Origin of the sequence: Lentzea miocenica (assembly GCF_033949945.1) — a bacterium.
GTDB classification, from domain to species: domain Bacteria; phylum Actinomycetota; class Actinomycetes; order Mycobacteriales; family Pseudonocardiaceae; genus Lentzea; species Lentzea miocenica.
The window spans coordinates 74985-96536 of record NZ_JAXAVW010000004.1 but is presented as its reverse complement, the minus strand read 5'-3'; the positions used below and the strand labels follow the sequence as shown (position 1 = coordinate 96536).

Below are 21552 nucleotides of genomic sequence, written 5' to 3'. Positions count from 1 at the left end.
TCAACTGCAGCGAAGGGTGGCCTTGACGTCGCTGCGGGTAGCCGGTTGAATCCATTTCGCCGGAGGGTCCTGGGGAGGTCCTCCACACGGGCTTCGTGCCCACTGGGGGCGTCTCGGAGAGCACCACGCCGAGTTTCTTGATCCTTCGTTGCGGGATTTCCGCAACACTTCTGCACTCACTTCCACCTGTCTGCCTGTGTCATCACGCACAGGCCGATCAGCCTGCCCGAAAACGGTGGGGCATGGAATTCACACCTGGGGGAACACATGCGCAAGAACCGCTCGGCCCTTTTAGCTGTGCTCGGCCTCGCATTGGCATTCGGGCCCGCACTGCCGGCCAACGCCGCACCCGCCGAGAACTTCTGCGTCGCGACGGTCGGCAAGCCGGGCAGCCGGTCCGTCGAGAAGACGTGCGACTCCAAACCCGACACGGCCAAGCTTCGCGCCGCGAAGACGGCGGCGAGCGCCTCAGCGGCCACGATGCTGATGAGCTGGTACGACAACGCCAACTGGGACGCCAGTGACGGCATCATCACGTGGTACGGCTACGCGGGCAACTGCGACAAGTCCGGCTACCAGATCAACATGGACGCCAACAACTTCCCCAGTTGGCGCAACCGGATCTCGTCGTGGACGGTCCACGGCACCTGCTGGAAGACGCTGTCCTACGACGTCGCGTACTGGCCCTCCGGTCCTTCCAAGCGGCTGGATGGTGACGTCGCGTGGGTCGGTGCCGACTGGAACGACATGATCGAGGCGTTCTCCACCACCTCCTCCTGACGCCGATCAGGTCAGACCACATCTGAAACACCCCGTGGCCGGCCTGTGGTCGCACGTGTTCGTGCGACCACAGGTCTGTTCGGCCTGCCCGAAAAAGAATTGGGGGGACACGAATTGCCCGCAAATCGGACACTGAGACAACGAACACTTGTCGCGGTGAGTTCCGCGGCGTTGATTCTCGCGTCGTCAGGTCAAGCCGACGCGAAACCCGTTCCGGTTGTTCCTTCCGGAAATCCCGACGCACCAGTGGCTCTGAAAGCCAAACCGCCCGTCGAACCACCCGTTGTACCCGTGGAAAAGCGTCAGGAGCTGCTCGGCCAGGGATGGCAGCAGTCAGGTGACCGGCTCTGGACCACGTCCGGCGACGGCACCGGGTTCCACGTGCTGGTGGCGGAGGCGAAGACCGGTTACTCGTGGCGGACCGTCGCCACGCTGGGCACCAAGTCACTCGACACCGACAAGTGGATCGGCAACGCCTGCGTCACCGGCGACGGCAACAAGGCCGTGGTGGTGTACGCGCCGCGCACGTTCACGAACAAGGACCAGTTGTTCTCCCGCGGAGGCCTCACCGCCGTCGTCGACCTCGTCTCCGGCGAGGTGAAGCACCTGCCGGTGAAGACGTCGCTGGCGTACTTCAACCCCGGCTGCGGTGCTGGTGACACCGTCGCCCTCACCCAGGGCGGTGAGGAGGACCGCGGCAAGACGCGGCTGTTCACCGTGGACGTCAAGTCCGCGCAGCTCAGCAAGCCGACCGACCTCGACGGCCAGCTGACCTCTGCCGTTCCCTATCAGGACGGGTTCGCGGTCGCGAGTGCCGGCGGGGTGCTCAAGGTCGGCAGGGACGGCATGAAGCGACGGCTCGCCCAGACCAAGGGCACGCCGTCGTTCCTGCGCCCCGACGCCGCCAACGGGGTGGTGTTCGTCGCTCCGGAGGACACCACCAAGGTGCACGTCCAGCGCGCGACTTCCGGAGTCGGCGCGAAGGTCGCCACCCTGGCGAGCGGCAAGGCAGGTGAGCTCAGCGTCGCGCAGGGTGCGGCGGGCAACGTGTTCATCACCGGCGCCGCGGCCAAGGTCGAGGCATTGCCGCAGTTCGTGCGCAAGCTCGACGTCGCGGTCAACGCCGAGGTGTCGACCAACGGCGAGACTGCGATCACCGAGCACAAGCCGACCGGTTCGCCGGTGCAGGACAAGCCGCAGGCGTGGCACCTCCAGGCGAAGAGCCTCAAGACGGGCAAGGAAGTCGGCTTCACCGTCGACGCCGCCGCGGCGCTCAAGCCGCGTGAGGTCGAGCCCGGCTACACCTGTGCGATCCCGCGCAACGACACGAACATCCAGGTGTACCAACCGAAGCCCAAGCAGGTCGAGTGGGCTGCGGACATGGCCGTCAAGGGTCACCTCGACATGACCCGCTCGCCGGGCTGGCGCAACCTGAGCAACGGTTTCTACACCCCGCAGGGCCTGTTCCCGCAGCTCCCGATGGTCAACACCGGGGGCAACGGCAAGGTGCCCGCGCAGATCCTGCTCGGCATCATGGGCCAGGAGTCGAACCTGTGGCAGGCCGCGCGCCACGCGCTGCCGGGCGAACTGGGCAACCCGTTGATCGGCAACTACTACGGCCTGCCGATCTACGACGACGTCGGCTACAACGACTGGGACGTCGACTTCGCCGACGCCGACTGCGGCTACGGCGTGACGCAGCTGACCGACGGCATGCGCAAGGCGGACACGAGCCTCACGTACCAGCAGAAGTTCGCGATCGCCACCGACTACGCGGCGAACGTCGCCTCCGGCCTGCAGAAGATCCAGGAGAAGTGGAACCAGGTCCAGAACGCCGGGATGAAGGTCCACGACAACGACTTCTCCAACATCGAGAACTGGTTCCTCGCGGTCTGGGCCTACAACTCCGGCTACAACGCACCTGGTGCGAAGGACCCGACGGCGTGGGGCGTCGGGTGGAGCAACAACCCGGTGAACCCGAAGTACAACCCGAACCGGGGCTCGTTCGGTGAGAACCCGCGGGACTTCGCCGCCCCGCAGCACTGGCCGTACCCGGAGAAGGTCATGGGCTTCGCGGCCAACCCCCCGTCCGGCTTCGAAGACGAGAACACCGAGGTGGCGTTCTTCCGCGCCGCGTCGTGGAACGGTGTGACCGGACCTGCGGACGTCCCTGGAACGGACAAGTACAACCGCCGCAACGTCAAGCCCGACAGGTGGACGTTCTGCAACGCCAGCAACAACTGCGTGAAGGACGGCCAGTACACCCCGAACAAGCCGGACAACCCCAGCACGCCAGAGGACGAGAGCACGATCGGCGAGCCCACGGGGCCTTGCGCGCACCAGGACGGCGCCGGCTACTACGACCTGAAGTGCTGGTGGCACAGCCCGGTCTCGTGGAAGCCGGACAACTGTTCGTCCACCTGTGGTTTTGAGTTCGTTCGCTACGACTACCCGGAGTACGCGAGCGAGTCGTCCGTGGCGGACGGCACCAGCTACCCGCCCACCTGTGATCTGGCGGACCTGGCGATCCAGGGCAGCAGCCTCATCGTCGACCACGGCGCGCCGGGCCTGCGGAACAAGTTCTGCACACGGCCGACATCGTCCGGGAGCATGACGTTCCGCACCGACGACAGACCGGCCGCGATGGTGGACCTCCACCAGATCGGCAGTGGCATGGGCGCTCACATGTGGCAGACCACGGTGAAGGGCGACAACGTCACCGACCGGAAGGCCGAGATCACGGCCGAATGGAAGCTCAACCGCCCGCTGAACGGAAAAGCTGACGTGTGGGCGTTCATTCCCGCGCACGGCAAGAACAAAGCCACGCAAGCGCAGTACAAGGTGTACACCAAGGACGGGGTCGTGAAGGTCGGCGTGGTCGACCAGTCGAAGTTCGCGAACAAGTGGGCATTCGTCGGGTCGTACGTGTTCGACCAAACCCCGATGGTGACCTTGAGCTCGGTCACTCCCAACGGCGGTGTGCTCAACAACCAGGTCATGGTCTTCGACGCGATCGCGTTCAGCTCTCCGAAACCGAAGGGCGACAACGAAAAGGCCACGCCGATCATCAACAACTCGACCGGTAAGTGCCTCGTGCCCGAGGATGCCGGAGGCCCGTCGTCAGTCGGCCAAAGGCAGTGCACCGGCACGTTCACCGATCACTGGCTGATCAGCAACGTGCCGGGGCCGGAAGGCGGCGTGTTCAGGCCCGATCTCACTCCGCCCGACTGGTGGAAGTACCGGTTCATCCACCGGGGCACAGGAATGTGCCTGGCGAGTCACACGGGGGTGGAACAGAACAACGACTTCCTCGAAACCAAACCGTGCAGCGACATCACCGCGTACATGTACGGCGCCGGCGATTGGCTGGCCACGCGGCCTGTGGACAACGGTTATCTGCTGAGCGCGCCCAGCTGGGGTGTTCGCCCCGCCAACAACAGTCACGACGACCACGCCTTCATGCAGCAGCAGAAGGTGGACATCAACAGCGAGTCCCCCAACGGCTACCTGCTGTGGGACTACTGATCCCGCGATGAAGATCCTGCTCGCACTGGTGATGCTCGCGGACCTCTCCTGGCAGCTCGACCTCGAGCACGCCTGGGAGCGGTCCAAGGGCTCGGGGGTGGTCGTCGGAGTCGTCGACACCGGCGTCGACGACGGCCGCCCCGCACTGGCGGGCGCCGTGCTGCCCGGTGCCGAGTTCCCCGAACTCGGCACCGGCACGCGCGACCAGCTCGGCCACGGCACCGACGTGGCCGAGCTGGTCGTGGGCGTCGCCCCGGAGGCGAAGATCCTGCCGGTCAAGCTCAGCGGCAACAGCGTCGAGGCGAACGCCGCGATCAGGTGGGCGGTCGACCACGGCGCACGGGTGCTGAACCTGTCGCTCGGCAGTTCCTCGACCGGTTCGTTCGACGAAGGCCTGCGGTACGCCGCCGACAACGATGTCGTGGTCGTGGCGGCAGCCGGCAACGCGGGCCGCGACATGGGTGTCACCGCACCCGCCAACGGCCCGGGAGTGCTGGCGGTGTCCGCGGTCGGCAGGAACAAGGAGTTCCGGCCCGACATCAGCGTCGCGGGGCAGGAGGTCGCGCTCGCCGCGCCCGGTGACGGGGTGACCGGCACCGGGAAGTCCGGTACCAGCTTCTCGGCGGCCATCGTCTCCGGTGTGGCGGCGCTGGTGCGGGCCGAGCATCCGGACCTGACCGCCCCCGAGGTCGTCGGGTTGCTCACCTCGACCGCCGAGGACCGCGGCGCACCGGGCAGGGACCCCGAGTACGGATTCGGCGTGGTCGATCCGGGCCGGGCACTGAACAGCCCGGTCGAGCACGGGCACGACAAATTCGCGTGGTTGGCGTGCGCACTGGCCGCACTCGCCACAGGAGCACTTCTCTTCCACAAACGAGGGAAAAAAAGATGAAGAAGATCGTTCCATTCGGCGCGCTCGTCGGAGCGTTGCTGTGCTCCACGGCCACTCCGGCCGATGCCGCATCCGCACAGAAGTACTGCGTTGCGGTGACAAGCGCGGACAAACAGAGCACCGTGATGACGTGTGACAGCCAGGAGAATTCGACGAAGCTGCAGAACGCCGCTCCCACGGCCGCAGCCGCCACGTTGCTGATGACGTGGTACGACAACTGGCACTACGACGGCAGCAACGGCTGGATCAACTGGTACGGATACGCCGGCACCTGTGATTCGAGCGGATATGTGGTCGATCTCGACGCGACCAACTTCACCGCCTGGCGCAACCGGATCTCGTCGTTCGAAGTACACGGTGCCTGCGGCTACACCGTCGGGTACATGCAGGACCACAACGTCAACTCGCCGAGCAACGGGTACAAGGGCGACACCTATTACGTCGACGACGAGTTCAACGACCGGATCAACCGATTCAGGGTGCGAACCTTCAACTGACCGATCCGCCTGAAACAGGAAGAATCGATTCATCAACAATCTCTGGGGGAATCCGCATGCGCAAAAGGCGCATCAGATCAAGTGCGGTTCTAATGGTGGCAACAGCCCTGTTGGCAGGCCAGTCACAGGCCACAGCGGCACCTGAGACACCGAAACCGCCCGCAGCACCGGTCGACGAAGTCCGGCCGAACTCGACAGACCCGGCCAAGCGGGACGAACTGCTCGGCAAGGACTGGCAGAAGTCGGGCGACCGGGCGTGGACCACGAGCGGCGACGGCGACGGCTTCCACCTCATGGTGGCCGACGCCTCGACCGGTTACACCTGGCGCACGGCGGCGACGTTGTCCGAACCGGGCTTCGAAGCCGACCAGTGGATCGGCAACGCCTGCGTCACCGAGTCCGGCAAGCGCGCCGTCGTCGTCTACGCCCCGCGCATCTTCACCAACCGGGAGCAGCTCTCGGCCCGCGGCGGGTTCAGCGCCGTGGTCGACCTGGACACCGGTGCGGTGACGAAGCTGAAGGTGAGGTCCAGCCTCGCCTACTTCAACCCCGGCTGTGGCACCGGCGAACAGGCCGTGCTCACCCAGGAAGGCGACGAGTTCGGCAAGACCGGCCTCAACCGGGTCGACGCGACGGCAGGCGCGACGACCCAGCGGATCGAGGTCGAGGGTCAGATCACGTCGGCGGTCCCGACGAAGGCCGGCATCGTCGCCGCCGCTCGAGACGCGATCGTCAGGATCGACGACAAGGGCACCAGCACCCGAGTCGCCGCCGCGACGGGGACACCGTTCCTGCTGAAGCCCGACGCCGATGGCGGTCTCGTGTTCCTCGAGCGCCTGCGCGACGACGTCCGGGTGCGGCGTTCGCTGCCGGGCGACCCGAAGGCCAAGCTCACGACGCTGGCCACCGGAGCGTTGAAGGACCTGGCGGTGACGTCGGGCCGGGCCGGCAAGGTGTTCATCACCGGCGCCGCGAAGAGCGTCTCCGCCCTGCCGCCGTCGGTGACGAAGGTCGACGTCGCGAGAGATGCCACCGTCTCCACCGAGGGCAGGAGCGCGGTCGAGAAGTCCGAGTGGGAGAAGCCCGCGGCAACGGCCGAACTCGTCCGTGCGGCCAAGGTCGAGCTGAAGGTCGTCCCCACCGGGCGGAAGATCGGTTTCACGATCGACCCGGCGGCGCGCGTCAGCGACCAGGCCGCGACCGGCCGTGCACTGCACCCGAAGCTCGGTGACGCCAAGGTGCAGGCGCAGCTGGCCGCCACCGATCTCAGCGACCCGGTCGACGCCGAGCGGGTCTGCTCGATCCCGCGCGGCGACCCCAACCAGATGGCGACCCAGCCGACGCCACTGCAGGCCGAGTGGGCCGCTGACCGGGCCGTGCTCGGCACGCTCGAACAGGACAACGGCGCGCAGCGGATGTTCCCGCCGGTCGCGATCGAAGGCGGGGGGAAGGTGCCACCGCAGATCCTGCTCGGCATCATGGCGCAGGAGTCCAACCTGTGGCAGGCCGCGCGGTTCGCGATCCCCGGCGTCACCGCCAACCCGTTGATCGGCAACTACTTCGGGCTGGCGATCTACAACAACAACGGTGACGACGACTGGGACATCCACTGGGAAGACGCGGACTGCGGCTACGGCATCACGCAGGTCACCGATGGCATGCGCATGGCCGGCCGGGAAGGCGACATCGCCAAGCACGGTCGTGCTCTCCCCCTCGACCAGCAGAGGGCCATCGCGCTGGACCACAAGTCGAACATCGCCAAGGGCCTCACGATTCTGCAGAACAAGTGGAACGAGACCCGGCGGGCCGGCCTGATCGTCAACAACGGCAACTACCGCAAGATCGAGAACTGGTTCTTCGCGGCCTGGGCCTACAACTCCGGGTTCAACGCGAACAAGGGTGACGGCTCGCCGTGGGGCCTCGGGTGGACGAACAACCCGATCAACCCGCGCTACCAGGAGAACCGCAACCCGTTCCTCGAGTACTGCCAGTGCGACGCCAAGAACCCGCAGTTCTGGCCGTACCCCGAGAAGATCATGGGCTGGGCCGCCCACTCGATCGGCACCCCGTACGGCGAGAACGGTGCCGGATTCCTGGGTGCCTGGTGGAACACCACCGACGAACGTGCGGGCGTGAAGCCGCCCGCGGACCAGTTCTGCAAGCAGGAGAACGACTGCTACCCCGGCCAGAAGTGGGTTCCTGACGACCCGTCGGTGTTGCCGAAGCCCGGTGAGGACCCGGAGAAGCCCGGCCCGTGCGGGCACAAGAGCGCGGCCGGCAAATACGATCTGAAGTGCTGGTGGCACTTCCCCTCGACGTGGAAGAGCGACTGCGACTCGACGTGCGGCAACTGGAACTTCCGCTACGACGTGGAGCCCTCCCCGGGATGGGGCACCAACTACCCGCCCAGGTGCGGACAGGAGACCCTGCCGCAGAACGTGCTGATCGTGGACGACGTGGCGAACACGCCGCAGCCGCCCTCGCCGAACTGGGCCGATCCAGCCCGCAAGTGCGTCCGGGGCTGGACCAACCAGGGCAGGTTCAAGCTGGAGTTCTCGAACCCGTCGGCGAAGATCGACTTCCACCAGATCGGTGCCGGCTTCGACAACCACTTCTGGTTCGGCCACACCCGGCTCAACGATGCCGAGGGCAATCGCGGCAAGGTCACCGGGACGTGGGAGCTCAACCGCCGACTCGACGGCTGGGCCAGGGTCATGGTCCACATCCCGGACCACGGCGCGCACACCCAGCAGGCGAAGTACGAGATCGAGACCGGGCTGGGCAGGAAGACCCGCGTGATCGCACAACGGACCGAGCAGAACAAGTGGGTGTCGCTCGGTGCGATGCGGTTCGCCGGCACGCCCACGGTCAAGCTGTCCACGACGACGCTGGACGGCATGGGGACGGAAGACGTCGCGTGGGACGCGGTCGCTTTCCAGCCGTTGACGCAGAAGCCGGAGACGGTCGTCGCGCTCGGCGACTCGTATTCCTCTGGTGAGGGCTCGGGAGGAAACGCCGCCTACTACCGCGAGTCGAACATCGACGGCGACAAGGACAGCGACAACCCGCAGTTGCAGAAGATCAGCACGCGCAACGCCTGCCACCGCTCGCCGCACGCGTGGTCGCGGCAGGGCAAGCTGGCGCGGCACAACGGTCCGACCATCGGTCAGATCGCTGACTTCTACAACGACCCGACACTCGACTACCACCTTCTCGCGTGCAGTGGTGCGAGGGTGCGGAACCTGTTGCCCAGCAGCATGCCGGACGGCTCGGCACCTCCGAAGGACGCGAACGGCAACGGTGGCAACGGGCAGTATCGAGAGCTTGCTCAACTGGACCGCGGTTTCGTGGATCAGGACACCACCCTGGTCACGCTCTCCATCGGTGGTAACGACACCATGTTCACTCCGGTCGTCATGGAATGCGTCATGAACAGGAAACCCTGTCGTGACGCTCACCTCGACGAGGTGGGGGCCGGGCCGATGAGCGAGGCTCTGCCCAGGTTGATCAGGGAGAAGGCCCTGCCGTCTGTCGCTACCGCGATCAGGACCATTCACAAGCTGGCTCCCAATGCCAAGATCGTGCTCATGGGGTATCCCAAGCTGATCGCGACGCAACAAGCCATGAACTGCCCGGTCACTCCTGACGACGCCACGTGGCTCGTTGACATCGCCAACCTGCTGATGGACGAGTTCCTGACGCTGGGCAGGCAACTGACCGACGTGGAGCGCATCCCGCTGGTCGTGGGTGACCCGAGGAGCAAGTTCGACGGGAAGAGCGCCTGCGGTTCGGACCCGAAGATCAACAGGCAGAGCGTGGAGTTCACCGATGGCGACAGGCCGTTCCCCAGCCAGTTCGTTGCGGCGAACAGCTTCCACCCGACCAAGGAAGGACATCAGTTGTACGGCGAAGTGCTGACCGAGTCCCTGCGGCGGCTCGGGCTTTGATCCACCGGTCGATCATCGCCGCCGTGCTGGGCACCCTGGTGCTCAGCACGGCGGCGTGCGCGTCCACTCAGGAGCAGGCGTTCGAGTTCGCGGTGGCGGACGCCCGCTCGGCCGTCGACGAGGGCCGCGGCAAACTCGAGAAAGCCGTGACCGGAGGTCAGGGGGTCGAGGCCGCTGATGCCGCCACCTTCGGACCGCATCAGGTCTTCGACAGCCGAACCGTCGAGGGTGGCTTCGAGGTCGACGCCGTGTACTACGGCACGGGACGAGCCGGATCCGCTGGAACGTACGAGGGGACCGCGGTGCGCATCTGCGTGCGGTTCCAGATCCACCCCGGGCGGTCGCCTCAGATCGAAGCTTCGGACACCGAATGCTCACCGGCGCTGCCCACCACGATCCCGTACTACGGGACGGTCACCCGTACCGTTCCGCTGAAGGACTAAGAGGCCGAGACGCCGCGTCGACGACCGTTTGACCACCACTGCTCGTTGATCCCCGTAACATCCGCGACGTGCCCAGCAGCCCTGCCGAGCTTCCCGCCGAGGCCCCCGCCTCGGACCTCGCCGAGGACACCGACTCGCTCACTCACGAAGAGCGTGTCGCGCCCACTTGGACCGAGTCGCTCGCCCGCGTCCTGAGCAGACCGTTCGGCGGTCCGCTGGGCGAGCACGCGCTGGTCGGACGGAACTACTTCTGGACGGCGCTGCGGGTGATCTTGCTGCTCGCCGTGCTGACGTTGCTCGCTGGATGGGTGCAGAAGTCGCCGTGCATCCAGCAGTACACGGACGACAAGGGTGTTGTGCAGCTGGACTGGCGGGGGAGCAAGCAGTTCACCGCGCTCTGCTACTCGGACACGGTGCCGCTGTACACGGCTGAGCGGCTCGACCAGCGCGGGTCCTTCCCGTACATCACGTCGTGGAAGGACGACGAGGGCAAGCCGACCGAGCACATCAGGTACATGGAGTACCCGGTGGTCACCGGGGTGTTCATGTGGCTCAACGCGCGGGTGGCGCAGGGGCTCGTGGCGCTCGTGCCGGGGTTGCCGATGACGGTGATCGTGTTCTTCAACGTCACGGCGTTCTGGCTGGCGGTGGCGTGGCTGGTGACGGTGTTCTCGGTCGCGCGGATCGCGCGGCGCAGGACGTGGGATGCGGCGATTGTCGCTGTGTCGCCGTTGGTCATCGTTCACGCGTTCACGAACTTCGACACGATCGCGACGGCGTTCGCGACGGCTGGATTGCTGGCGTGGGCGCGGAAGAAGCCTGTGCTCGCCGGAGTGTTGCTGGGGCTCGGGGGTGCGGCGAAGCTCTATCCGTTGTTCCTGCTCGGGCCGTTGCTGTTGTTGTGCTGGCGTTCCGACAGGATGAAGGCTGGTCTCACCACCACCGCGGGGGCCATCGGGGCGTGGGCGCTGGTCAACGCGCCGCTCGCGTTGAACCCCGCCTCGCACACGGGGTGGAGGGAGTTCTTCCGCCTCAACACCGAACGCAACGCGGACCCGGACACGCTCTACAACGTGCTCGTGCAGTGGACCGGGTGGCAGGGCTTCGACCCCGGGCTGACGCAGGGGCAGCCGCCGACGGTGCTCAACACGGTCAGCATGGTGCTGTTCCTCGTCTGTTGCGCCGGCATCGCTTACGTGGCACTGAGTGCGCCGACCAGGCCGCGGCTCGCGCAGCTCGGGTTCCTGGTCGTGGCGGCGTTCCTGCTGACGAACAAGGTGTGGAGCCCGCAGTACTCGCTGTGGCTGGTGCCGCTGGCGGTGCTCGCGTTGCCTCGCTGGAAGTTGCTGCTGGCGTGGATGGCGGTCGACGCGCTCGTGTGGGTGCCGCGGATGTACTTCTACCTCGGCACGGACAACAAGGGCCTGCCGATCGACTGGTTCCTCGGCGCCGTGTTGCTGCGGGACGCGGCCGTCGTCATGTTGTGCGTGGTGATCCTCAAGGAGATCTACCACCCGCAGCGCGACCTGGTGCGGATGGCCGGCGACGACCCGTTGGCCGGTGTTCTGGCCGACGCACCGGACCGGCGGATCATCACACCCGCACGAGGCGAGCCATCGCACCGAATGCGGACGCGTTCGGATGCAGGTGATCACCGGAGTCGAACTCCGGACGCAGTCTGAGCGGATCGGCGGGGTCCCGCACGGCCGCGTCGAAGTCGACGTGGCCGGGGAAGGTGGCGCGGATCCAGGCGTTCACCTTCTGGCGTTGCTGTTCCCTGAGGTCCGTCCAGTTCACCCAGCCGCGCCAGGGCGTGATGGTGCCGACGTTGAACTGCACGCCTTCGTTCTGGCACCGCAGCTGGACCGTGCGGATGCCGGCGATGACGTTCTCGGCGCTGACCCCGTTCTGGATGTCGTTGATGCCACCGAGCATCACGACCTTGCGCACCTCACCGCTGTAGAGGACGTCGCGGTACAGGCGCGTGATCATCGGCGCGTCGCCGAACACCACGCCGTTGCCGCCGATGCCCGCGTTCAGCACGGCGTAGTCGCTCTCGACCAGCGCGGGCCAGCTGCCCTCCGCGTATCCCTCGGTGATCGAGTCCCCGAACATCACCACGGCGCCCGGTGCGGTGAAGCCCGCGACCTCGACCGCCGAGACGAGACAGGTGTACGCGCGCGCCGACGTGATGGTGTGCCACGCGCGCGCCTGACACGGAGTGCCGCTCGGGGTGTGCGTGGTGATTTCCAGCGTCTTGGCCACCGGCAGCTGCACGGCGTCGCTGTAGACCTCGTCGCGGGCCCTGATCGTCACGGCGCGGGACCTGTTGAACCTCAGCTCGCGCGACTCACCGTTCGCCTTGATCGTGACCTGCTCGACGCGGACCGGCTTGATGCCCATCAGGTTCGACAGGCGCACCCGGACCGACGTGCCGCCCGCGGCGAGGTCGACCGTCGTGCGCACGACGTGGTCCGGCACCCCGGCCGACAGCGTCGGCACGGCCTGCCACACGGGCAGCCAGCGGATCACCTCCGACCGCTCTGGCACGCCGGAGGCACCGCAGACCAGCAGCAACGCCAGCGCGATGATCACCCTCACAGGTGAAGTCTGCGGTGGATCAGCCCTTCGCTGCTACATCTCCGCGGATGAATTTCAGATCTTCGTGGTCGTCCTCGGTCACGTCCCTGGCCTTCAGGAACGCCACGAACAGCGCGACGAGCAACGCCGCACGACCCCACACGCCGATCATCACGGCCTGCGCGGAGAAGCTGTCGTAGATCCCGGCCGGCTGACCGAACTCGATCGCCCAGAACCAGCGGAAGATGCCGATCCCCATCGCCAGGTCGACCACGAAGTAGGCGAACGCCCACATCAGCCGCACGCGCAGGAGCACCAGGAACGGCACCAGCCACAGCGTGTACTGGGGCGAGTGGACCTTGTGCAGCAGCATGAAGCCGCACAGCATCGCCCCGGACACCGCGATCCACGGATAGCTGCCCTCGCGCGTGTACCGCCACCAGCCGTAGCCGGCCGCGATCGCGAACGAGACCAGGATCGTGATCGGCGAGATGACGCCGACCAGCGACTGCATCGCCTCGTCCCCGATGAACGGCCGCAGGCCCCAGTACCAGATCGAGTTCGTGGTGATGTCGACCCGGCGCAGCTGCTGGAACTCGAACGACGCGAGCCAGCCCTTGCTGCCCGCGATCGCGAACGGCAGGTTGACCAGCACGACCGTGATGATCGAGGCGAGCCCGACCTTCACCGCGCCGGCGATGTCGGCCTTCTTGCCCTCCGGCATCTCCTGGCCGCGCCAGCCGCCGGTGGCGACGAAGAGCATCAGCGGCAGCACGAAGGCCGCCGGGTACACCTTGAACGCGAACCCGAGCCCGAGCAGCACGGACGCGACCGTCGCCCGTTCGACGAGTGGTCTGTTCCAGCGGTGCACCACGAAGACCGCGGCCACCGAGCACAGCACGACCGGCAGGTCCCAGTTGTGGAACGCGTACAGGATCAGCGGTGGACCGATCGCCCACAGCAGCGCGCGCCAGCGGGCGAGCTTGCCCAGCATCCAGCCCGTGAGCAGGCCGAACGGCGCCATCAGCAGCGAGGAGAAGAGCAGGTACTCGGCGTCGTTGTGCGCGAAGATCGCGCCCGCCCAGATCAGCAGGCCGGAGAGCACCGGGTACTCGACGGAACCGCCGACGAGAATGCCCTTGTCGTTGATGCCGCCGTCGACGTACGGGAAGACGTGCCGGTCGATGTCGCGCCCGATCCAGAGGTGCTGGATGTCGGAGTAGCAGACGTCCTGCTTGTTGCGCTCGTCGTAGTCGGGCTGCGTGCGGCCCCACTGGTCGAACGAGGGACCGGTGCAGCGGTCCTTGTTGATGAAGCCCAGCAGCAACGTGAGCCCGCACAGCAACACGAGCACGACGAGGGCCGCGCTGCCGAAGCGGTTCACGAAACGCCCGCCGTCGCCTCGCTCGGGCGTCACGCTCACCACCTCGTGCACGGTGTTCACCGGCCGGCGTGGTCGCGCAGGAAGGCGATGTCGTCGGCCTGGCCCTCGTCCGGTGTCTCCACCACGACGGGGCATCCGGCGCCGGCGACCACGGCCACCAGCTGGTCGGCGTCGATGGTGCCAGTCTTGATGTTGTCGTGCCGATCGCGCGCGGAGTTGAACTCGTCGCGCGAGCTGTTGAGGTGCACGAGGTCGATCCGGCCGGTGATGGCCTTCACCCGGTCGACGATGCCGACGAGGTCCTCACCCGCGGCGAACGCGTGGCAGGTGTCGAGGCAGAAGCCGGAGCCGAACTCGCCGACCGCGTCCCAGAGGCGCTTGAGGTTGTCGAACGAGCGCGCCATGGCGTTGTCGCCGCCCGCGGTGTTCTCGATCAGGACCGGGACCGCGAAACCGCCCTCGGCGACCTGCCGTTCGAAGAACTTGCGCCAGTTCGCGAAGCCCTCAGCGGGGTCTTCGCCCTTCGTGACGTGCCCGCCGTGCACGATCAGGCCCTTCGCGCCCACCGTGGCGGCGGCCTCCGCGTGCTGGATCACGTTCTTCCTGGACGGAATCCGGATCTTGTTGTTCAGCGACGCGATGTTGATCATGTACGGGGCGTGGATGAAGACCTCGAGGTCGGAGGCGAGCAGGGCCTCCGTCTGCGGGTGCGGCTTCGGCTTCTTCCAGCCCTGTGGATCGGACAGGAAGAACTGGACGACCTCCGCGCCGCGTTCGGCCGCGGCGCCGACCGGGTCGTCGTCGCGTACGTGGGCCCCGATGCGCATGAACAAGGAGGGTAGACGGCGTCCATAACGCCATCGCAGCCGCCGCCGATAGGAGTAATTGCGAAAACTGGGGGTGGTTCGCGTCACGACCAGGACCTACGGTCGTTACTTGAGAGTAGGAAAGGGGTTCACATGCGACTGCTGAGCGTCACCGCCGCGACGCTTCTGACGTTGGCCTCCGCCGCTGTGGGCGTCACTTCCGCCACGGCCGCGGAACCGATCGTCGTGGGCAGTTGCGCGACATCGGTGCAGGGCACGCCAGGCACTCCCGTCTCACTGAGCCCCGCCGCCGTCACCCAGCCCATCACGGACCTGGTGCGCGCGGTGCCGCTGCTCGGACCGCCACTCGCGGAACCGTTCAAGCAGGCGTTCGCGCAGGTCAAGCCCATGCCGATCGGCGCGGTGCAGGTCGGCACGACGACCATCAGCGGTGCCACGATCGCGAACGCCGTGATGGCGGAAGTGCAGAAGATCCCGCTGCTCGGGCCGATCCTCGGCACCCTCGACAAGACCGTCCGCGCGACGCTGACCAGCGGCTGCCAGGTCACCGTGATCGGCGTGAACCAGGCCGTCGCGCCCGTCCAGGACGGCTCCAAGGCCATCGCGGACGCGTCGCAGCAGGCCGTCGGGGCGCTTCCCGGCGCGCCGAAACCGCCCGGTCAGCTGCCCCAGCCGCAGCCGGGCACGCCGCCCGGCCAGCAGCCCGGCGCGAACCCCGGCACCACGCCGGGTGTGCCCGCGGGCTCGCCGAGCAACCGCGACTTCTCGCTCTACCCGCTCGGCACGAACTTCGGCCGGGTGCCGCTGTTCAGCTACGGCTCGCTGCCGTTCGCGATGCCCGGCCTGTACTCGCCGTCGCCCGGCGTGCGGTACGGCTCGCAGGTGCCGCGAGCGTCGAACGGCAACGGCGTCGAGAGCGACCAGGTGCAGGCAGCCGGTCGCGCGACGGCGCTGCCCAGGCTGGGCGGCCCCGGTGGCGTCGGCGCTCCGGTGCTGGTCGCGGTGCTGATGCTGGCCCTGGTGACAGGTGCGCTGGTGCGGACCTGGGTGCTCCGCCGCACCCCTGCGTAGTCGCCGGACGCGCTCTGTTAACCTTTGTCAGTTGCTGACGCGACGACCCTCCTGCCACGGAAAGCCCGTGGCCGCGAGTCCACAGGAGGTGAGTGGTCCTCATGCGTCATTACGAAGTGATGGTCATCCTCGACCCCAGTCTCGACGAGCGCACGATCGCGCCGTCTCTCGACACGTTCCTCAACGTCATCAAGACGTCGGGCGGCAACGTCGAGAAGGTCGAAGTCTGGGGCAAGCGCCGGTTGAGCTTCGAGATCAACAAGAACGCCGAAGGCATCTACGCGGTGCTCGACCTGACCTCGACGCCGGAAGCAGTGAAGGAACTGGACCGCCAGCTCGGTCTGCAGGAGACGGTGCTCCGGACGAAGGTCCTGCGCCGCGAGCCCGCCAAGGCCGCCAAGTTGGCTGCCAAGGCTGCGGCCAAGGCGGACGCCAAGTCGGTCAAGTCGGCGGCCAGGGCCGCTGCCAGGGCCTGACGAACCTCGATTAGGGGAGCTCCCAAGACATGGCTGGCGAGACGACGATCACGGTGGTCGGAAACCTGACCGCCGACCCTGAACTCCGCTTCACCCAGTCCGGCGCGGCGGTGGCCAGTTTCACGGTCGCCTCCACCCCCCGCACGTTCGACAAGCAGTCGGGCGAGTGGAAGGACGGCGAAGCGCTGTTCCTGCGGTGCAACGTGTGGCGTCAGGTCGCGGAGAACGTGGCCGAGTCGCTCACCCGTGGTTCACGAGTGCTCGTCTCCGGACGGTTGCGCCAGCGTTCCTTCGAAACGAAGGAAGGCGAGAAGCGCACTGTCGTGGAGCTTGAGGTCGACGAGATCGGCCCCTCGCTGCGCTACGCGACCGCGAAGGTCAACAAGGTCAGCCGTGGAGACGGCGGCGGTGGCGGCGGCTTCGGCGGCGGCGGCGGTCAGCAGTCTCGTGGCGGCGGTGGCGCACCGGCCGACGACCCGTGGGGTTCCGCCCCGCCGGCCGGCTCGGGTGGCTTCGCCGACGAGCCCCCCTTCTAGACCGCTGCACCGGTCATCCAGTACTTCATTCACTGCGTATCCAGGAGTTAGAGACACATGGCCAAGCCGCCTGTGCGCAAGCCCAAGAAGAAGGTCTGTGCCTTCTGCAAGGACAAGAGCGCGAGCCTGATCGACTACAAGGACACGACGCTGCTTCGGAAGTTCATCTCCGACCGCGGCAAGATCCGTGCCCGCCGCGTCACCGGCAACTGCTCGCAGCACCAGCGCGACGTCGCTGTTGCCGTGAAGAACGCCCGTGAAATGGCGCTGCTGCCCTACACCTCGACCGCTCGCTAAGAGAAGGGAACTTTTGCGATGAAGCTCATCCTCACCGCTGACGTTTCCGGCCTTGGCGCGCCCGGCGACATCGTCGAGGTCAAGGACGGTTACGGCCGCAACTACCTGCTCCCGCGTGGCCTCGCGATCGTGGCGACCCGCGGTGCGCAGAAGCAGATCCAGGTCATCACCCGCGCGCAGGACACCCGGCGCGTGCGCGACCTGGACCACGCCAAGGAGATCAAGACCGCGCTCGAGGGTCTCTCCGTGACGTTGAAGGCCAAGGCCGCCGCCGGCAGCACCAAGCTGTTCGGCTCGGTCACCGCGTCGGACGTGGCGGCTGCCGTCAAGTCCGCCGGTGGTCCGGTCCTGGACAAGCGCGCCATCGAGCTGCCGGGTCACATCAAGACGACCGGCAAGCACTCCGTCACGGTTCGCCTCCACCCCGAGGTCACCGTGGCGCTGCCGCTGGTCGTCACCGCCGGCGAGTAGCTAACCCTGCTCGCCCTCGCGTGTCTGTTGCGGGGACGACCCCGCAGACCCCGCTGGCGTTACCGCCGACGCGTAGTACCCGCAACGCGAACCTCGTGATGTGACCTCCTCGGGGGCACTTCACGAGGGTTGCGATTGCTGAAGCGCTGCCTACCCGGAATGCTCCGGGTGGGTGGCGCTTTCGCTCGTATGGACCAGTGCGACCCTGTCCACGTCCTGTGGATAAACACCGCGTCCAGCGGTGTCGCGACACGCCGAAGAGGGTGTTTTTCGCGACACGCCGAGGGTGTGGCGCACAACTTTTTCCACAAGTTGTGCACAGCCACTGAGCTGCGGTTACTTCTGTCACTCCACTGGTTGTCAACAGGTTGTCCCCAGCGCTTCCATCCCTGTGAGCAGACATCCACAGGTTGTCCCCCAGTTGTCCACAGGGCGATCCACACGCTGGTTTGCTTGCTCCGGACGGGTCCCTCTAGCGTCGCTACCAGGGCGCCGCCATCGCACAGCGTGGCCGCCCGAAATTGTCGGTGCCGCGCGGTACAACTAGGGGACTCAGGCACCGGCTCTCGACTCTTCGCAGGGGTGATCTGGCAGTGGCGCTCGTGGACGACCGGGGCATGGCGGAGCCCGCATTCGAGCGTCAGCCGCCCCAGGACCTCGCCGCGGAACAGTCGGTTCTCGGCGGCATGCTGCTGTCCAAGGACGCCATCGCGGACGTCATCGAGGCGCTCGCGCCGAACGACTTCTACCGCCCGGCGCACCAGGCGATCTACGACTGCATCCTCGACCTGTACGGGCGCGGCGAGCCGGCCGACCCGATCACCATCTCGGCCGAGCTCGAACGGCGCGGCGAACTGCTGCGCGTGGGCGGCGCGCCGTACCTGCACACGCTCATCGCGACGGTGCCCACGGCCGCGAACGCCGGCTACTACGCCGAGATCGTGGCCGAGAAGGCGGTGCTGCGCCGTCTGGTGGAAGCCGGCACGCGGATCGTGCAGCTCGGCTACAACGGTGCCGAGGGCGCGGACGTCGACGAGGTGGTCGACCGAGCGCAGGCCGCGATCTACGAGGTCACCGACCGCCGCACCACCGAGGACTACGTCGCACTGGAAGACCTGCTCCAGCCGACCATGGACGAGATCGACGCGATCGCGTCCCGTGGCGGCATGTCGCAGGGCATCCCCACCGGCTTCGCAGACCTCGACGCGCTGACCAACGGCCTGCACGGCGGCCAGATGATCATCGTCGCCGCCCGCCCCGGTGTCGGCAAGGCGCTGGCCCTGAACACCCCGCTGCCCACCCCGTCCGGCTGGACCACGATGGGCGCGGTCTCCGTCGGGGAGTTCCTGATCGGTGCCGACGGCCGCCCGACCCGAGTGGTCGCCGCGACCGAGGTGATGACCGGCCGCCCGTGCTTCGAGGTCGAGTTCTCCGACGGCACGGTGATCGTGGCCGACGCCGAGCACCAGTGGCTGACGGAGTCGTGCAGTGAGACCGGCGGCTTCTGGGCGATCCGCACCACCAAGCAGCTCTTCGAGCGCGTCGGCGTGTGCCGCATGTTCGTGCGCATGTCCGCCGCCTGGGACCTGCCGACCGCGGCGCTCCCGCTCACGCCCCGCGCGCTGGGCCTGTTCCTGTCGGGCCTCGGCGACCTGGAGCTGACGGACGACGAACTGCGCGTCGCCAAGGACCTCGAGCTGGCCGACGACCCGCACATCCCCGCCGCGTACCTGCGCGCGTCCCGCAAGCAACGCGAGGAGCTGCTCGCCGCCCTCCAGGTGGACGGCCGCTTCGCCCGCCTGCGCCGCGACGTCGACGAGCTGATCGCCGGCCTCGGCAGGCACGACCAGGTGGAGGTCGTCGCGGTCCGCCCGGTCGCGTCCGTGCCGGTGCGCTGCGTGGAGGTCGACAACCACGACCACCTGTACCTCGCGGGCGAGACGATGATCCCGACCCACAACTCGACGCTGGGCCTCGACTTCGCCAGGTCGTGCTCGGTGAAGCACGGCATGACCAGCGCCATCTTCAGCCTGGAAATGAGCCGCACCGAGATCGTCATGCGCATGCTCTCCGCCGAGGCGCGCATCCGCCTCAGCGACATGCGAGGCGGCACGATGAGCGACGACGACTGGACCCGCCTGGCCCGCCGGATGAGCGAGATCAGCGAGGCACCGCTCTTCGTGGACGACAGCCCGAACCTCACGATGATGGAGATCAGGGCCAAGGCCCGTCGCCTCAAGCAGCGCCACGACCTCAAGCTGGTGGTCGTCGACTACCTCCAGCTGATGTCGTCGGGCAAGAAGACCGAGTCGCGGCAGCAGGAAGTCTCGGAGTTCTCCCGAAACCTGAAGCTGATCGCCAAGGAACTCCACGTCCCGGTCATCGCGATCTCCCAGCTGAACCGTGGTCCGGAACAGCGAACCGACAAGCGCCCGATGCTCTCCGACCTCCGTGAGTCGGGCTCCCTGGAGCAGGACGCCGACATGGTCATCCTGGTCAACCGCCCGGACGCCTGGGAACGCGACGACCCCCGCGCGGGCGAGGCCGACCTGATCATCGCCAAGCACCGCGCCGGCCCGACCGCGACCATCGTCGTGGCCCACCAGCTGCACTACAGCCGCTTCACCGACCTGGCCCAGAGCTGACCGACACTGCGCGCGAGCCTCGGCCACGCGTTCTTCGACCGGCACGGTGTCGCGGGGCGCCTGGCGGCCACCCACTCCGCGGTGAGCCGCACGCCGGAAACCCGTCGGACGCGGACGGCCGGGATTCGGGAATGGTCACGCCCCTACGTCGCATCGAGATCCACAGCATCGGCGTGCGCGGCCAGTCGGCCGGCCAGCGCCTTGATCAGGTCGCGGAGCGCGTCGGGTTGCTCGACGACGAACGGCCGATCGAGTGCGGCGAGCAGCGGCGGGATCCAGTCGAGGCGCTCCGCCCGGATCCGGACCCGCGTCCACGGAGGGTCAGCGGTGATCTCCTCCAGCACCGCGACAGCCGGCGGGAAGACGGACCGGATCTCGTCGGGCATTGATCGAATCCGCACGACCACGTCGTGCTGGTACGGCGCTTCGGCGAGCGAGGTCAGCACCTGCCCACCTGGGTTGAAGCCCGCCGGCACGTCGAACGTTCCGTCGCGCGGCTCGACGGTGGTGATCCGGTCGACGCGGAAGGTGCGCACCTGGCCGCTGGCCGAGTCCAGCCCGGTCAGGTACCACCGCCCGGAATGCGACACGACTCCGTAGGGGTGCACGACGCGTTCGCTGGCACCGCCGTGGCCGGCGAGGTAGGCGAGTGCGATCGGCCGGCGTTCCTTCGCAGCTTCCGCCACGGTGAGCAGCACCTCGGCATCCGCCGCGAGGGCCGACCGGGCGGGAGCGGTGAAGTCGGCGGTCTCCAGCACCGCGTCGAGCCGGGTTCCCAGCGCTTCCGGCAGCACTCGCCGGACTTTCGCGACCGCGTTTTCGACGGCCGCGACCGAGGTGGTGATCAGTCCGGATCGCCTGCCCGCGACGAGGCCCAGCAGGACGGCCAGTGCCTCCTCGTTGCTGAGCATCAGCGGCGGCATCCGGTAGCCCGGCGCCAGGCGGTACCCGCCGTGGCGTCCGCGCACCGAGCGGACCGGGATGTCCAGATCCAGCAGGCGGTCCACGTAGCGGCGGACCGTGCGTTCGTCGACGTCAAGTCGCTCGGCCAGCTCGGCCACGGTGCGAGTGCCGCCGCTCTGGAGGATCTCCAGCAGAGCCAGCACGCGAGCGATCGGTCGAGTCACCGAAAGATCGTGCCGATACCGGGCGGATCCTGTCCACTATTGCTCCTAGCGTGT

The 21552-nt window shown here is 67.4% G+C and carries 17 protein-coding genes; 13 read left to right on the top strand and 4 right to left on the bottom strand.

The features are described 5' to 3' along the window. Positions 1–267: 267 nt before the first annotated feature. The 7 genes from SK803_RS06235 to SK803_RS06205 all read left to right on the top strand — a co-directional run bounded on the left by SK803_RS06235 (position 268) and on the right by SK803_RS06205 (position 11766). Complete coding sequence (locus tag SK803_RS06235) at positions 268–780, top strand: hypothetical protein (protein WP_319964807.1); 513 nt, start codon at positions 268–270, stop codon at positions 778–780. Between the two features lie 291 nt (positions 781–1071). Beyond that, on the top strand, positions 1072–4305 hold the full coding sequence (locus SK803_RS06230) for a golvesin C-terminal-like domain-containing protein (protein WP_319964806.1): 3234 nt from the start codon (positions 1072–1074) through the stop codon (positions 4303–4305). Positions 4306–4312: 7 nt separating this feature from the next. Next, positions 4313–5197 carry a S8 family serine peptidase gene (locus tag SK803_RS06225; RefSeq protein ID WP_319964805.1) on the top strand — a complete coding sequence of 295 codons (885 nt, stop codon included), beginning with the start codon at positions 4313–4315 and terminating at the stop codon, positions 5195–5197. After that, on the top strand, positions 5194–5694 hold the full coding sequence (locus SK803_RS06220; protein WP_319964804.1) for a hypothetical protein: 501 nt from the start codon (positions 5194–5196) through the stop codon (positions 5692–5694). Before SK803_RS06225 ends, SK803_RS06220 begins: the two co-directional genes overlap by 4 nt. A gap of 95 nt (positions 5695–5789) precedes the next feature. Further along, positions 5790–9641 (top strand): golvesin C-terminal-like domain-containing protein, encoded by a 3852-nt coding sequence (locus tag SK803_RS06215; RefSeq protein WP_319964803.1) that lies wholly within the window; start codon positions 5790–5792, stop codon positions 9639–9641. A 23-nt stretch (positions 9642–9664) separates the two neighbouring features. Then, a complete protein-coding gene (locus tag SK803_RS06210; protein WP_319964802.1) occupies positions 9665–10084 on the top strand; it encodes a hypothetical protein in 420 nt (139 codons plus the stop codon). Positions 10085–10152: 68 nt separating this feature from the next. Beyond that, entirely contained in the window at positions 10153–11766 is a 1614-nt protein-coding gene (locus tag SK803_RS06205) for a glycosyltransferase family 87 protein (protein ID WP_319964801.1), read from the top strand. Here the strand turns inward: SK803_RS06205 and SK803_RS06200 are convergent. The 3 genes from SK803_RS06200 to SK803_RS06190 are packed head-to-tail and all read right to left on the bottom strand — an operon-like array spanning position 11678 to position 14875. Continuing rightward, positions 11678–12685, bottom strand: a complete 1008-nt coding sequence (locus SK803_RS06200) for a GDSL-type esterase/lipase family protein (protein WP_319964800.1) — start codon at positions 12683–12685, stop codon at positions 11678–11680. The two genes, SK803_RS06205 and SK803_RS06200, sit on opposite strands and share 89 nt — an antisense overlap. A 19-nt stretch (positions 12686–12704) precedes the next feature. Further along, entirely contained in the window at positions 12705–14081 is a 1377-nt protein-coding gene (locus SK803_RS06195) for a glycosyltransferase family 87 protein (protein WP_319964799.1), read from the bottom strand. Positions 14082–14104: 23 nt separating this feature from the next. Next, the gene (locus SK803_RS06190) at positions 14105–14875 is read right to left on the bottom strand and encodes a deoxyribonuclease IV (protein WP_319964798.1); all 771 of its coding nucleotides are present in this window, start codon (positions 14873–14875) and stop codon (positions 14105–14107) included. A gap of 132 nt (positions 14876–15007) precedes the next feature. Between SK803_RS06190 and SK803_RS06185 the strand changes: the two genes are divergently transcribed. From SK803_RS06185 to dnaB, 6 genes are all read left to right on the top strand, one after another. Continuing rightward, entirely contained in the window at positions 15008–15946 is a 939-nt protein-coding gene (locus tag SK803_RS06185) for a hypothetical protein (RefSeq protein WP_319964797.1), read from the top strand. Between the two features lie 101 nt (positions 15947–16047). Then, positions 16048–16422: a 30S ribosomal protein S6 gene (gene rpsF / locus SK803_RS06180; RefSeq protein ID WP_319964796.1), complete on the top strand. Its 375-nt coding sequence runs from the start codon at positions 16048–16050 to the stop codon at positions 16420–16422. 29 nt (positions 16423–16451) lie between these two features. Then, a complete protein-coding gene (locus SK803_RS06175; protein WP_319964795.1) occupies positions 16452–16958 on the top strand; it encodes a single-stranded DNA-binding protein in 507 nt (168 codons plus the stop codon). Between the two features lie 57 nt (positions 16959–17015). Further along, complete coding sequence (gene rpsR, locus SK803_RS06170; RefSeq protein WP_030480165.1) at positions 17016–17255, top strand: 30S ribosomal protein S18; 240 nt, start codon at positions 17016–17018, stop codon at positions 17253–17255. An 18-nt stretch (positions 17256–17273) separates the two neighbouring features. Further along, positions 17274–17726, top strand: a complete 453-nt coding sequence (rplI, locus tag SK803_RS06165; RefSeq protein ID WP_319964794.1) for a 50S ribosomal protein L9 — start codon at positions 17274–17276, stop codon at positions 17724–17726. A gap of 617 nt (positions 17727–18343) precedes the next feature. After that, a complete protein-coding gene (gene dnaB / locus SK803_RS06160) occupies positions 18344–20371 on the top strand; it encodes a replicative DNA helicase (RefSeq protein ID WP_319965036.1) in 2028 nt (675 codons plus the stop codon). Between the two features lie 143 nt (positions 20372–20514). Here the strand turns inward: dnaB and SK803_RS06155 are convergent, their stop codons facing one another. Beyond that, the gene (locus tag SK803_RS06155; RefSeq protein ID WP_319964793.1) at positions 20515–21498 is read right to left on the bottom strand and encodes a helix-turn-helix transcriptional regulator; all 984 of its coding nucleotides are present in this window, start codon (positions 21496–21498) and stop codon (positions 20515–20517) included. Between the last annotated feature and the right edge of the window lie 54 nt (positions 21499–21552).